The sequence below is a fragment of the Pseudomonas moorei genome, from assembly GCF_008801475.1.
Classification (GTDB): Bacteria; Pseudomonadota; Gammaproteobacteria; order Pseudomonadales; family Pseudomonadaceae; genus Aquipseudomonas; species Aquipseudomonas moorei.
Genome location: NZ_VZPP01000002.1, coordinates 382782 through 396620, shown reverse-complemented (window position 1 = coordinate 396620; position 13839 = coordinate 382782). Strand labels below are relative to the sequence as shown.

Genomic DNA, 13839 nt, shown 5'->3' with positions numbered 1-13839 from the left:
ACCCGGATACCGCCCCCCGTGTCTGCGAGGTTTTTATCTTCGTCACGGTCGCCGCGCACCTATGCGTTGGCTGTCATTACGACATTTCATGTACCCAGGGATGGACCTCAATCATGACATCTTCAAACGTTACCCCAGCCATCACCCGCCCGCCGCATCGGCTTCGGCCGGACGCTGACGTCGTTTCACAGGCCTTGAGCGTTTTGCACCTGTTTGCCGATCGCCCGACCTTGCGAGAAACGGCACGAAGAACCTTGCAACAAGTCCTTGATGACCGGTTTCCCAATCTCGATATCCAGGTGGAAAGCGCTGTCATTCTCGAGCCTCGGTGGAGTGAAACGCCAGGAAGCTCAAGCTTTGCAGGTTATCAAAGCTATGGACTGACAGATCTTTTGCTCGAAAGTTACTGGCAGGGCAGTTGCAAAGTATTCAGTGACAAGAGCGTTCTCTCACGGCATTCCAACGTAGCAACTCCGCCGGCCATTGACGTCGATTTGAGCGAAATCCAGGAGGTCCTCGATGAGTGGGGGCCGCAGTTGCTGGAGTGCTATCAACATGATCTGGCAGCCTTCTGGAGCCAATCGAACGAGGACGACGCCAGTCCCTGGCAACAACTTCGCGACCTGTTCCGGGGGCAACTGTTCATAGCCTCTCAGGCACTTGCCGGTGATCCATTTTTGACGGTCCAGAGCGTACTTGATTACCCCGACAGTACCCAGCGCGAAACAGTCCAGGGCGAAGCTGCGACCGAGACTGCCGTGACATATGTGTACGAGGACGTCAGCACCTCGACGCCGGATGATGTGATTGTCCTGTCGATGATTCGCAAGGTGGAAGGGCGAACCATTGCATTGCTGGACACATTGTCCGGCGGAATCGAAGTGTTCAGTTCCGAGGAAGCCATGGTGCAATCATGGTTTGGCGCCCGCCAGCAGCTGTCGCTAAGAAACTACTGGGCGGAACATGACATTTTCGAGGCGTTGACCCTGAGCCTTCTCGAGCGTCAGCTGCAGGTTATTGCGACGATCAAGCCCGCAGCCTTCGTCGACTTGCCTGGCCTTGAGCGACGATTGGACCAGCTCAGTAGCCCGACGATGTTGCTCGGTGCCTTTCGTTCAGGCCATGAAGCCAGGTTGTCGACCCTGGAAGATTTATTGCCGTCATGGCTCAAGCAGGCTTATCCGGCGGAGCGCGCTACTTACAGCCGGTTGCTGGCCTTGCTGGCGGCCCGGAATCGAACCGGTGCCTCATACCTGTCGGACATCGCCCCGATTCATGAATATGCCGAGCAGGCATTGAAGGCACTGATGGTCGAGGACGATGAGGCCCGCAAGTCTATCAATGTGGGCGATATCGAGGTGACGCTGCAGCGATTGGAGAACACGACATTCGAAATCATCGACCCGCCATTCCCCGAGCCTCGCTACCAGACCGCCCGCTCGACCTTTGCGCAACTGGCGGTGAAAAACATCGGCGCCTTGCCCCTGGTTCCAGCGCAGATTCATTATCGCAACGGTGAACCACCACCGTGGCTGACGTATGACTACCTGCGGGAACTGACCACTCGCGCCGACATCGGCCAGCGTTATCCCGACATGTTGCAGCGTAAATTGCTGGACGACCCTTCTGAGTGTAACCAGCGACGACAACAGTTTCGCGTGAGCATGCACATTCAGCTGCCGCTGTTGGCCCTGGAGCTGAAAATCCGTCAGCGCTTGTCGAATACGGCCTATTGCCAGGTAGTCGCCGCCCTGCAATCGGAGACGGTCGATCGCCAGGTCGAGGGACATGCCATGGTGGTCAGACCGCTGGGGTTCCAGGTTGGAACCGCCTCCAGTGCTGACTACGTCTTGAACATGTTTGTGATCGGCCCGCAGGAGCTTGGACGTGGGCCACATGTTCTTTACCGGCCTGCTTCGGATGAGCCAATGCTCGAGTTTGCCTCATGGGAAGCTCTATTGATTGCCATTCAGGAGAATGAATCATTGCAGCGCAGCGTGCTTGCCGGGCTGGCACCCTCGATTCGCCACGTCTATGCCAACGGCGGCTTCGTGGAGCCCCACGAGGGACGGGTAGTGTTCGGTGACTTCGACGCGCTCCAGTCGCAACGTGTTTCGCTCGCCAGCGGGCCGCTGGCAATTGATGTGTTCAGCACACTGTACCGGTCTTGTGCCCAAGCGCTCATCGAGCAGGCCAAAGGTGATTCCGTATCGAACTCAGAGGCCCGTTGGGATCAAGTAAAGGACTTCGGGTGGGCATTGTTCAATTTGCTACAGCCACTGTTGGATGGTCCATTGGCAGCTATCGGCCTTTTGGTCCAGCTCACCAAGAGCATTGAAGTGTTTGTTCAACGTGAAAATGCCGAGAATCGATTGGAAGCAGCGGCAGATGTGTTGATGAACCTGGCCTTGATACTGGTGCATACGGGTTCGCCCGTACTTGCTATTGCGCACACCGAAGCGTCTGGCGTCGTCGGCGAAACCGCGCTCGATCAGCGCATCCCGCTCGACAATAAAATCGACAGGCGGCCTGTCGGCCCTCTCGGGGGGGAGCCGAAGCTTTCTTATGGCTGGAACACTGCGCGAGGCCAGTTATCAGCTCGGCAGCTGGCCGATCTCAACTCATTCAAGCTCTCGCAGCCGTTGCGCGCAGATGCGGTGGTCGAATCCGGCGAGTTTCGCGGGCTATATCAGCAAGGCGAGTACTGGTATGCCCGCGTCGAAGATGACTGGTTTCGGGTGTCGCCCACATTGGACGGGGTCGTGATCACGGATCCGCAGGGGGCGTCGCGCAGGGGGCCTTGGCTGAAAAGTGACGGGCAGGGTCGCTGGAACTTCGATTTCCGCCTGCGTCTGCTGGGAGGCGCAGGGCTTAGTGTTCGGGCTAAAAGGAAGCTCAAGCAGCTGGAGAAAAAAGCGCAGGATCTATTGGCCGGATACCAAGGGCAGTTGGCTGAGGCCGGACGGATGTCCAAATCTGATCGCCCGCCGGCCGACGTAGAGACGCTCATCATGAATCAGGCTGACCCGTTGGAAGCCGTAGCCGACGATATCGAGCAATTGACCCGGCCAGTGGGTGAAGTGTCATTAAAGCCAATCGTAGATGACTTGAGGGATACAGCCATGCATCTTCGGAAACTGGCACAGCAAACACGGATTGAAATGTACAAATCGCGGAAGCCGACTGCGGGAGCAGTGGATTATCTATGGGAGAAAGAAGAGATAAGCATCCACAAGATCGGCGAGCGAACCGACAGCTCTGCAGGCAAAGGCACTGATTTTTTGCAGGAATACCAGATTCGCGACACCGCCAACAACAATGTGCTGTGGTATGCACATTTTCATTACTCGACAAAGGGGGCTGCGCCAGCATCCTTCACCAAGGCCCACCTGAAAACGGTCGCGCAGCGTCGCCAGGGTCTGAATTTTCAGAAGGATCAACAAGCGGCTGGCCAAGCAGTGACCAGCATATGGCGTGAAAATATCAGTCCTGCGCTGGCCAGGAAGGTGTTTTTACATCCATAGACTGAAGTGACAGGGCAAGCCTTCCTGGCGGCGACGGTCAGGAAGGCTTACAAGACTGCAAGCCAGTCCTGTTTACCTCAGACCAGTTCGCCACAGAGGTCGAGTTCTACAAGTTGACGGACTTCGCCCGTTTCCAGCCCCGCCCCCAACAACCCGTGCAATTTGCCGAATGCCGCTTCGCGAGTCATGCCGCCCCCGGACAACACGCCGACACCGCGCAAGCGACTGCCAGCCTCATAGACATCCAGCTCGACGCCACCTTCATGACACTGCGTGACCGCCACCACCACCACGCCTTTGTCCCGCGCTCGCCCCAGGCTGGCGAGAAACCCGGGGTTGTCGCTCGGCCCGGTTCCACTGCCATAGCACTCCAGCACCAGCCCCTGAATACCGCTGGCGAGCAAGCCATCCAATACCTCGGCGCCGATGCCGGGAAACAGCGGCAGTACCGCAACATTTGCCAATTGTTTGGGCTGGTTGTAATGCAGCTGCGGCGCAATCGAAAGTGCCTTCACACCACCGCCCTGACGCTCCAGGCGTTTGAAGGGATGACGGCCAAAGCTGCGCACTTTCGCGCAGCGGGTCGGCGCCAACAGCTCGCCGTGGAAGTACAGGTGCACACCCGGTGCCAGACCTTGACCCAAGGCAACCAGTGCGCCGCTGAGGTTTTCCCAGGCATCGCTGTCGATGACACCGGCCGGCAGCATGGACCCGGTGAAACACACACGGGCCTGCAGGCCAAGCAACTGGAAGCTCATCGCCGCAGCGCTGTAGGCCAGGGTGTCGGTGCCATGCAGGATCAGCACGCTGTCGCAGCCTTGCACATCCACGGCGTCGACCACGGCTTCACGCAGTTGCTGCCAGTAGGCCGGGGTCATGTTGGCGCTATCGATCAGGGGCGACATCTCGCGAAAGCGCCACTGCGGCACCACCAGTTCCGGTTGACTGTGCAGGTACTCGCGCATCCGCGCTTCGAAACCGGATGCGGGTGCCAGGCCATGTGCACTGGCTTGCATGCCGATGGTGCCGCCGGTGTAGAGCACCATGACGTGCTGGGCGGCAGGGTAGGAATTGGGGATCATCTGGAGGTCTCCACAAGAGATGACATGTGGGAGCGAGCCTGCTCGCGATGGCTGTTATTCCGCCAACATCAATGTTGAATGATTAACCGCTATCGCGAGCAGGCGCGCTCCCACAGGTAATGCACTTTAACTGACGGGCGCATGGGATGCGCCCGTCATTTACCGGTCAGCGTTGCGCTGCGGGTACGCCTTGCGGCTCAGCCTGTGCCTGAGGGGCGGCGGCCGGCGGATTGGCTGGCCAGGCCTTGCGGTCCAGATCCAGGTCCTGGAACTTGGCGGAGTCGAACACTGGCGTCTTGATCCCGGCGGTGCGTTGGTCGTCGTAATCTCGCAGGATGCGCATGCCGACCTTGAACAGCAGGAACAGCGCGATCAGGTTGACGAACGCCAGCATGGTCATGGTGATGTCGGCGAAGGCGAACACGGTGCCGAGGTTCTCGATGGCGCCCCAGAAGATCAATACCAGTACCAGCGCGCGGTAGCCCATCAGTGCCTTGCGGTTTTCACCGATCAGGAAGCGCAGGTTGCTCTCGCCCAGGTAGTAGTTGTAGAGGATCGAAGTGAACACGAACAACGCCAGCGCCACGGAAATGAACATCCGGCCCCAGTCACCGACCACGGCGGCCAGGGAGTTCTGGGTCAGGGCGATGCCGTCACCTTCGAAGCCGGGGGTGTAGAAGCCCGAGAGCAGGATCAGCAACGCGGTGCAGGTGCAGATCACGAACGTATCGAGGAACACGCTGAATGCCTGCACCACACCTTGCGCCACCGGGTGCTCGACCGACGCGACAGCGGCCACGTTGGGCGCGCTGCCCAGGCCCGCTTCGTTGGCGAACACGCCACGCTTCACGCCCATGACGATGGCGCTGCCGATCAGGCCGCCAAAGGCCTGATCCAGGCCGAAGGCGCTTTTGACGATGGTCATCAGCATGCCTGGCACCTGGTCGAACTGCAGCACGATCACATAGACGGTCACGCCGATGTACACCAGGGTTTTGACCGGCACCAGCAGGTCAGCGACCTTGGCGATGCGCTTGATCCCGCCGATGAACACCAGGCCCAGCAGCGCGGCCAGGCCGATGCCGGTGTAAGTTGTGTTCAGGCCGAAGGCATTGTTCAGCGAGTGGGTCACGGCGTGGGCTTGCAGGCCGTTGAAGGCGAAGCCGAACGTCACCAGCAGCAGGAATGCCATGAGCATGCCGAGCCAGCGTTTTTGCAGGCCGTGCTGGATGTAGTAGGACGGGCCGCCACGGTAGGTGCCGTCGGCATCGGCGCGTTTGTAGAGCTGGCCAAGGGAGCATTCGAAGAAGCTGCTGGACATGCCGACCAGCGCGGTCACCCACATCCAGAACACCGCGCCTGGCCCACCAAGGGTCACGGCGATGCCGACACCGGCAATGTTGCCCGCACCGACACGGCCGGCAAGGCTGAGCATCAGGGCCTGGAACGAGCTGAGTTGCCCGGCGCTGCTTTTGAGGCTGTCGCGGAACACCGCGAACATGTGGAAGAAGTGACGCAGTTGAACGAAACGCGAGCGGATCGTGAAGTAGCTACCGAGCCCGACAATGAGCACGATCAGTACTTTCCCTGAGAGGAAGTCGTTAATGACTTCGAGCATGGATTATTCCTCGCTGTTTTTTGTGTAGGCAAATGCTGGCCGGATCGAAACATCGCGTTACACCCGTTGGCGCACGGCACAACAGGCGGGTCGATGTTCGTCCCGGTTTCATATCGCGGGTTTGTTATTAGTTCGGGTTTCGCATGGGTTGTGGTCTCGCTACCGACGGCCGCCCCTGCGAAGAGGGGCGGCACTATACCGATGACGGTGCCGTCCGTCTGCACGGTTTTGATGCATTCGTCTCCTGCAGGAGCGAGACCGCTCTCACCAAAAAGCAAAAAAAAGGGCCTGGAGACTGATCTCCAAGCCCTCAAAAGGTGAGAGGTGTCTAGTCCCTCGACCTGGTGAGCGGTGCTACAGGTAACGCGTCGGATCAGGCTTTAAGCGGAACCAGACGCGGAGCAATCATGTTTTCCGGGCGCAGGATGTCGGCGAGCATGGCGTCGTCGAGCAAGCCTTCTTCGCGCACCAGTTCCAGCACGCCGCGGCCGCTTTCGAGCGCGATACGGGCGATACGGGTGGCGTTTTCATAGCCGATGTACGGGTTCAGTGCGGTGACCAGGCCGATCGAGTGCTCGACCAGTTCACGGCAGCGCTCTTCGTTGGCAGTGATGCCGACGATGCAGTGCTCGCGCAGCATGTCCATGGCGCGTTGCAGCAGGCGGATCGAGTCGAAGATCTTGAAGGCGATCAGCGGCTCCATCACGTTCAGTTGCAGCTGGCCGCCTTCGGCCGCGATGGTCAGCGCCAGGTCGTTACCGATGATCTGGAACGCTACCTGGTTAACAGCTTCCGGAATAACCGGGTTGACCTTGCCTGGCATGATCGAGCTGCCCGGCTGACGCGCTGGCAGGTTGATTTCGTTGATGCCGGTGCGTGGGCCGCTGGACAGCAGACGCAGGTCGTTGCAGATCTTCGACAGCTTGACCGCGGTGCGCTTGAGCATGCCGGAGAACAGCACGAAGGCGCCCATGTCGGAAGTGGCTTCGATCAGGTCGGCTGCCGGAACCAGCGGTTGACCGCTGATCAGGGCCAGGCGTTGAACGGCCAGGTGCTGGTAACGCGGGTCGGCGTTGATGCCGGTACCGATCGCGGTGCCGCCCAGGTTCACTTCGGTCAGGACTTCCGGAGCCAGGGTCTTCAGACGCGCCAGGTCTTCGCCCAGGGTGGTGGCGAAGGCGCGGAATTCCTGGCCCAGGGTCATCGGCACGGCGTCTTGCAGCTGGGTACGACCCATCTTCAGGACGTGGCTGAATTCTTCACCCTTGGCGGCGAAGGCCTGGATCAGGCTGTCGAGGCTGGCGAGCAGGGCGTCGTGACCCAACAGCAGACCCAGGCGGATGGCCGTCGGATAAGCGTCGTTGGTCGACTGCGCCATGTTCACGTCGTTGTTCGGGTGCAGGTACTGGTATTCGCCTTTCTGGTGACCCATGGCCTCCAGTGCGATGTTGGCGATCACTTCGTTGGCATTCATGTTGGTCGAAGTGCCAGCGCCGCCTTGAATCATGTCCACCACGAACTCTTCGTGGAAGTCGCCGCGGATCAGACGTGCACAGGCTTCGCTGATGGCCGCGTGTTTGGCTTCACTGAGGTGACCCAGTTCACGGTTGGCGTCAGCGGCGGCTTGTTTGACCATGGCCAGGCCGACAACCAGCTTCGGGTAATGCGAAATCGGAACGCCGGAGAGACGGAAGTTGTTCACCGCTCGCAGGGTCTGGATGCCGTAATACGCTTGAGCCGGTACTTCGAGTACGCCAAGCAGGTCTTTTTCTGTGCGGAATGATGCAGCGGAGGACATGATAGAAATCATCTCAATATGGACCCGGTCTGTGCCGGAACACCGCAAATGCTAGGCTTGTGGAGAAATTTGGGCCAATGCTGTTAAACACTGGCCTATGCACATTCGGCATAATGCCTGTGTGACGCCGTGTGTCCGGCGAGCGTGTGACCTAAATTGGTGCGTGTCCGGGAGGACGTGATGAATCTGGAAAGCAAATGGCTGGAGGACTTTAGTGCCCTGGCCGCCACCCGCAGTTTCTCCCAGGCGGCGGAGCGACGTTTCGTGACCCAGCCGGCGTTCAGTCGGAGAATCCGCAGCCTGGAGGCCGCGCTGGGCCTGACGCTGGTCAACCGTTCGCGTACGCCTGTGGAATTGACGGCGGCGGGGCAATTGTTCCTCGTCACTGCACGGACCGTGGTCGAGCAACTCGGTGAAGTGCTGCGCCATTTGCATCATCTGGAAGGCGGGCAGGGTGAAGTGATGCAGGTCGCTGCCGCTCACTCGCTGGCGTTGGGGTTCTTTCCGCGCTGGATTGCCCAACTGCGCAATGAAGGCCTCAACATCGCCACGCGATTGGTGGCGACCAACGTTGGCGATGCGGTGCATGCCTTGCGTGAAGGGGGCTGCGACTTGATGCTGGCGTTCTATGACCCGGATGCCGCGATGCAGATGGACCCGGAAATCTTCCCCTCGCTGCACCTGGGCCAAACGAAGATGTTGCCGGTCTGCGCGGCGGATGCAGAGGGCAAGCCGCTGTTCGATCTGGAAGGCGAAGGCAGCGTGCCGTTGCTGGCCTACAGCGCCGGTGCGTTTCTTGGTCGCTCGGTGAACATGTTGCTGCGCCAGCGAGCATTGCGCTTCACCACCATCTACGAAACCGCCATGGCCGACAGTCTCAAGAGCATGGCACTGGAGGGCCTGGGCATCGCCTGGGTGCCGCAACTCAGTGTGCGCGCCGAACTGGCGCGCGGTGAACTGGTGGTCTGCGGCGGACCGCAATGGCACGTGCCGCTGGAGATTCGTTTGTACCGCTGCGCACTGGTGCGCAAGGCCAATGTGCGGTTGCTGTGGCGCAAGCTGGAGGGTGGGGCGGCGGCCGGAGCGTGACGATGGTCGCGGGCGCCAGGAGCTTGTAGCGCTTACGGTGACATTCAATACAGGCTATCTACATAGTCCTTGATACGCTTTCGATTCCCGTCGCCGAATACCATGCAATTGGACCTGAGGGGGAGTGGTGGGAACATGAATGTTTCGCACCACCAACCGTTATACAAAACTTCGCCGTCATCATGATCTGCGTTGAATGTGTGACCCAGTTCATGCCCTATCGCTTGCTTGAAATCAAGAGACGCAATGGCGACCCTACCGGGCTGTGCGTCCGCGATACCTGCCACGCCACCAAAGAGTGGATGGCCATTAATCATGTCGTTGGTGATCAGAAGTACCCGGTCGTTGCGGGATGCTCGAAACTCTTTATCATCGTATCTTTTCTTTTTGTATTGCCAGGCAAGTTTTCCCCATTCAGCCACTATTTTTTCCCGGTCATCACCTTTGTATTGGAAATTACTGTATGGCGCCTTGTTTTCATCAAGGACTACATGGGCCTTTCGGCCAGTAATGCTTTCGAACTCGACGATGAAAGGGTGGAGGTATTCGTTGTATATGCTGTCTCTTTTTGATTTGGGAATGTCGTCATGGAAGATGGCAAAAATCCGTATAGGATCGATAGGGTCATCTTTCAAGGGAGGAGGGCTATCGGTAGCGTGAATATTGAAACTTGTGGCTGATATAGCAATAAGAAAGGCGAGTTTAATTAATGTTTTATGCATGATGATGTCTCGTGACTTATAGTTATCCTCAACGTGTGTGAGGGTGTTTGGTTGATCTTTGATTTGGTTTATTGAAGGGTTGTTATTGCGCTGATGTATAACATCCGCAATAAGGGCGTGCGCTAGTAGAGTTTTAAATTGTATTGCGCGGAAGTGTTCGAAGTTTGTAAGTGTAAAGTTGCTGGTTGGTTTTAAGGTTCTAATTGGAGAGCCAGAAAATCCTGACCTTAAAATCAATAAAGCCACTGTTTTGCCTCAGATGACAGATGGTCGCAACAGGGGCTGTTTATCTGTCGTATTGCGGTATACTGCGCGGCCTTCGGCCGGTTCGCCCGGCCATAATTCGTACAATCAAGCCACGCATTCTGCGTGGCTTGTTGTTTTTTGACGCGCCTGCGGGCGCCCAGAGAGAAGAGGCACGACGATGAGTGCACTGGTTGGCGTGATCATGGGCTCCAAGTCCGATTGGTCCACCCTTAGCCACACCGCCGATATGCTGGAAAAGCTCGGCATCCCTTACGAGGTGAAAGTGGTCTCTGCCCACCGCACCCCGGACCTGCTGTTCCAGTACGCTGAAGAAGCCGAGGCGCGTGGTATCGAGGTGATCATCGCCGGTGCCGGTGGCGCGGCCCACTTGCCTGGCATGTGTGCGGCCAAGACCCACCTGCCGGTACTGGGCGTTCCGGTGCAGTCGTCGATGCTCTCGGGCGTCGATTCCCTGCTCTCCATTGTGCAGATGCCAGCGGGCATTCCGGTCGCCACCCTGGCCATCGGCAAGGCCGGCGCGATCAACGCCGCGCTGCTGTCGGCGAGTATCCTTGGCGCCAAGCACCCGCAGTTCCATGAAGTGCTGAAAACCTTCCGTGCTGAGCAGACAGACAGCGTCCTGGATAATCCAGACCCACGCATTGCCTGAGGTTGTTGACGATGAAGATCGGTGTAATCGGTGGCGGCCAGTTGGGTCGCATGTTGGCGCTGGCGGGTACTCCGCTGGGCATGAACTTCGCTTTCCTGGACCCGGCGCCGGACGCCTGCGCGGCGGCATTGGGTGAACACCTGCGCGCCGACTACGGCGACCAGAATCACCTGCGTCAGTTGGCCGATGAAGTCGATCTGGTGACCTTCGAGTTCGAGAGCGTCCCGGCCGAAACCGTGGCGTTCCTGTCGCAATTCGTTCCGGTGTATCCGAGTGCCGAAGCCCTGCGCATTGCCCGCGATCGCTGGTTCGAGAAGAGCATGTTCAAGGACCTGGGGATTCCAACCCCGGCGTTTGCCGACATCCAGTCGCAAGCCGATCTTGACGCCGCCGTGGCCTCCATCGGCCTGCCGGCTGTACTCAAGACCCGCACCCTGGGTTACGACGGCAAAGGCCAGAAAGTGCTGCGCACCCCTGAAGACGTGGTTGGCACGTTCGCCGAACTGGGCAGCGTCGCCTGCCTGCTGGAAGGCTTCGTGCCGTTCACCGGTGAAGTTTCATTGATCGCTGTGCGTGCGCGCGACGGTGAAACCCGGTTCTACCCGCTGGTGCACAACACTCACGACAGCGGCATCCTCAAGCTGTCCGTGGCCAGCACCAATCACCCGCTGCAAGCGCTGGCCGAAGACTATTCCAGTCGCGTGCTCAAGCAGCTGGATTATGTGGGCGTCATGGCATTCGAGTTCTTTGAAGTCGACGGTGGCCTCAAGGCCAACGAAATTGCCCCGCGCGTACACAACTCCGGGCACTGGACCACCGAAGGCGCCGAATGCAGCCAGTTCGAAAACCACCTGCGCGCCGTGGCCGGCCTGCCGTTGGGTTCGACGGCCAAGGTTGGTGAGAGCGCCATGCTCAACTTCATCGGCAAAGTGCCGGAGACCGAGAAAGTCCTGGCCATCGCCGATTGCCACCTGCATCACTATGGCAAAGCCTTCAAGGTGGGGCGCAAGGTCGGTCACGCCAACCTGCGATGTGCGGACCGCGAGACGCTGGCCGCGCAGATCCTCAAGGTCGAAGCGCTCATCGCCGAATAGTTTCATGTGGCAGCGGCGGAACCATTAAGGGGTCGCCGTTCTCTCATGGCAGGATGCGAAAGTCTGGCTAGGCTTTCGCATGACTATCCATTCAGAGGGAAATGCCATGGGAATTATCGGAACCATCTTTATCGGCCTGATCGTCGGCCTGCTGGCGCGGTTCCTGAAACCGGGCGATGACAGCATGGGCTGGATCATGACCATCCTGCTCGGTATTGGCGGTTCGCTGGCAGCCACATATGGCGGTCAGGCGTTAGGCATTTACCAGGCCGGGCAAGGTGCAGGCTTCCTTGGTGCCCTGGTTGGCGCCATTGTGTTGCTGGTGATCTACGGCCTGATCAAAAAGAGCTGATTCGTACGACAAAGTCCTCTCGGCCGCGCAACCCGAGAGGGCTAAAATGCCCGGCGAATCACCGTCCTTCCTTTTACCGAGCACCTTCATGCGCCGTCTTTTGTTGACACTTCTTTTCCTGGGTACGGGCTTTGCCCACGCCGGCGAACTGCCGGAAACCGACTGGCTCGAACTGATGCCCAAGTCGGACCAGAAAGCCCTTGAGGCCATGCCTGAAATCGACCACAACTCCCCCGAGGCCAATGGCACCTTTACCCAAAAGGGTGGCATGAAGCAGAGCAAAGGCCTGCCTGCGGTGATGTATTCGACCAAAACCGTTGCGTCGATGAACGACAAGGACATCCGTATCGGTGGCTATCCAGTGCCGTTGGAAACCGACGAGAAAGGGCGCAGCACCCTGTTTTTCCTGGTGCCATACCCAGGTGCCTGCATCCACGTGCCGCCACCGCCACCGAATCAACTGGTGCTGGTGCGGTATCCAAAAGGTTTGAAACTGAACGATATCTACACGCCGTTGTGGGTGACCGGCACGCTGAAGATCGAGAAGGTCAGCAATGACCTGGCCGATGCGGCGTATGCGCTGGATGCGGCGAAGGTGCGGGTGGTGAAAGAGTCCGATCTGTAGAGATTCAAATGTGGGAGCGAGCCTGCTCGCGATAGCAACCTGACAGCCAACGATGATGTTGGATGGGGTGACCTCATCGCGAGCAGGCTCGCTCCCACACTGTTTTTTAGTGCAGCTTAGAGCGGCTTGCTGTCGATGCTGACGCCCAACGTATGGCTCGCACCCGGCGCCAGCGAAACCACGTCACCCATCACATTCGCCGTTTCGATGCACAGCATGCGCTGCCAGCCATCGTTGGCCATGTCGCTGAACGCAGCGGCGCGATCGATCCAGGGGTTCCAGATTACCGCAGAGCGTGAGCCAGTGCTGGTCAGCTCGATGCGTCGCTCCCAGGCTGGATCAACAATGCTCAGCTTCGCTGGTGTATCGAGATAGATGCGATCGGTCTCGCCGGCAAAGCGCAGGTCGCCGGACTGAGTCACGGTTTTCCAGTCGTCCAGAGTCTCGATATAGTCCAAGCCATCCAGTCCTTCGACATGCACGCTGCGCACATCGCTGACGGCAAAATAGCTGTGCAACGCCTGGCTGATCGTGACGTTTTCAGCGCCCCGGTTGTGGCTGGTCAAACGGATGTGCAGTTGCTCATCCAGGCGAATGTTCAGCTTCAAGTCCACCTGGTGTGGCCAGCCCGGCAAGCCGCCCTCGGGATAAGGCAGGAGGAATTCGACGTTAAGGCTTTCGCCCTCGGCTTCGATGCCACCCAGTTCCCAGTCCATCGCACGCACCAGACCGTGTGCGGTCGCCGGTTCGTGGCTGACGCGCATGGCCTGAACGCTCAGCGGATTGCGCGCCAGGTTACCGAACCACGGCCAGCAAACCGGCACACCGGCGCGAATGCTCTTGCCCGTCTTGAACACCGCCTCGTCGTTGAGCCAGATCAGTGGTGGCTGGCCGGCCAGTTGATAACTGAGGATCTGCGCGCCTTGCTGGGCGACCAGCAATTCGGCCTGGCCGTGGCGGATGCGCCAGCAGTTCAGCTCATCCAGTTTCACGGCTTCAACGTTGGGCGTGTTCATGGG

11 protein-coding genes are annotated in these 13839 nt (G+C 58.9%); 6 read left to right on the top strand and 5 right to left on the bottom strand.

Features of this window, described 5'->3' with window-relative positions:
- Nucleotides 1–113: 113 nt before the first annotated feature.
- The gene (locus tag F7R06_RS04795; protein WP_139204831.1) at nucleotides 114–3524 is read left to right on the top strand and encodes a dermonecrotic toxin domain-containing protein; all 3411 of its coding nucleotides are present in this window, start codon (nucleotides 114–116) and stop codon (nucleotides 3522–3524) included.
- Between the two features lie 77 nt (nucleotides 3525–3601).
- Here the strand turns inward: F7R06_RS04795 and F7R06_RS04790 are convergent, their stop codons facing one another.
- From F7R06_RS04790 to aspA, 3 genes are all read right to left on the bottom strand, one after another.
- Nucleotides 3602–4606, bottom strand: coding sequence for an asparaginase (locus tag F7R06_RS04790; protein WP_090326746.1), 1005 nt, complete (start codon nucleotides 4604–4606; stop codon nucleotides 3602–3604).
- A gap of 166 nt (nucleotides 4607–4772) precedes the next feature.
- Complete coding sequence (locus F7R06_RS04785; protein WP_090326743.1) at nucleotides 4773–6224, bottom strand: alanine/glycine:cation symporter family protein; 1452 nt, start codon at nucleotides 6222–6224, stop codon at nucleotides 4773–4775.
- Nucleotides 6225–6597: 373 nt separating this feature from the next.
- Entirely contained in the window at nucleotides 6598–8022 is a 1425-nt protein-coding gene (gene aspA / locus F7R06_RS04780) for an aspartate ammonia-lyase (RefSeq protein ID WP_090326741.1), read from the bottom strand.
- Between the two features lie 180 nt (nucleotides 8023–8202).
- Between aspA and F7R06_RS04775 the strand changes: the two genes are divergently transcribed.
- The gene (locus tag F7R06_RS04775; RefSeq protein WP_090326736.1) at nucleotides 8203–9111 is read left to right on the top strand and encodes a LysR substrate-binding domain-containing protein; all 909 of its coding nucleotides are present in this window, start codon (nucleotides 8203–8205) and stop codon (nucleotides 9109–9111) included.
- A 44-nt stretch (nucleotides 9112–9155) separates the two neighbouring features.
- Here the strand turns inward: F7R06_RS04775 and F7R06_RS04770 are convergent, their stop codons facing one another.
- On the bottom strand, nucleotides 9156–9833 hold the full coding sequence (locus F7R06_RS04770) for a zinc metalloprotease (RefSeq protein ID WP_090326733.1): 678 nt from the start codon (nucleotides 9831–9833) through the stop codon (nucleotides 9156–9158).
- A 424-nt stretch (nucleotides 9834–10257) separates the two neighbouring features.
- On the opposite strand from F7R06_RS04770, the gene purE reads away from it, so the two are divergent.
- The 4 genes from purE (at nucleotide 10258) to F7R06_RS04750 (ending at nucleotide 12820) form a co-directional block, all read left to right on the top strand.
- On the top strand, nucleotides 10258–10749 hold the full coding sequence (purE, locus tag F7R06_RS04765; protein ID WP_090326730.1) for a 5-(carboxyamino)imidazole ribonucleotide mutase: 492 nt from the start codon (nucleotides 10258–10260) through the stop codon (nucleotides 10747–10749).
- A gap of 11 nt (nucleotides 10750–10760) precedes the next feature.
- Nucleotides 10761–11843 (top strand): 5-(carboxyamino)imidazole ribonucleotide synthase, encoded by a 1083-nt coding sequence (locus tag F7R06_RS04760; RefSeq protein WP_090326726.1) that lies wholly within the window; start codon nucleotides 10761–10763, stop codon nucleotides 11841–11843.
- A gap of 106 nt (nucleotides 11844–11949) precedes the next feature.
- Nucleotides 11950–12195 (top strand): GlsB/YeaQ/YmgE family stress response membrane protein, encoded by a 246-nt coding sequence (locus tag F7R06_RS04755; protein WP_090326723.1) that lies wholly within the window; start codon nucleotides 11950–11952, stop codon nucleotides 12193–12195.
- A gap of 88 nt (nucleotides 12196–12283) precedes the next feature.
- Entirely contained in the window at nucleotides 12284–12820 is a 537-nt protein-coding gene (locus tag F7R06_RS04750) for a DUF3299 domain-containing protein (RefSeq protein ID WP_090326720.1), read from the top strand.
- A 116-nt stretch (nucleotides 12821–12936) separates the two neighbouring features.
- On the opposite strand, the gene F7R06_RS04745 is transcribed toward F7R06_RS04750, so the two are convergent.
- Nucleotides 12937–13836 carry a D-hexose-6-phosphate mutarotase gene (locus F7R06_RS04745; RefSeq protein ID WP_090326717.1) on the bottom strand — a complete coding sequence of 300 codons (900 nt, stop codon included), beginning with the start codon at nucleotides 13834–13836 and terminating at the stop codon, nucleotides 12937–12939.
- Between the last annotated feature and the right edge of the window lie 3 nt (nucleotides 13837–13839).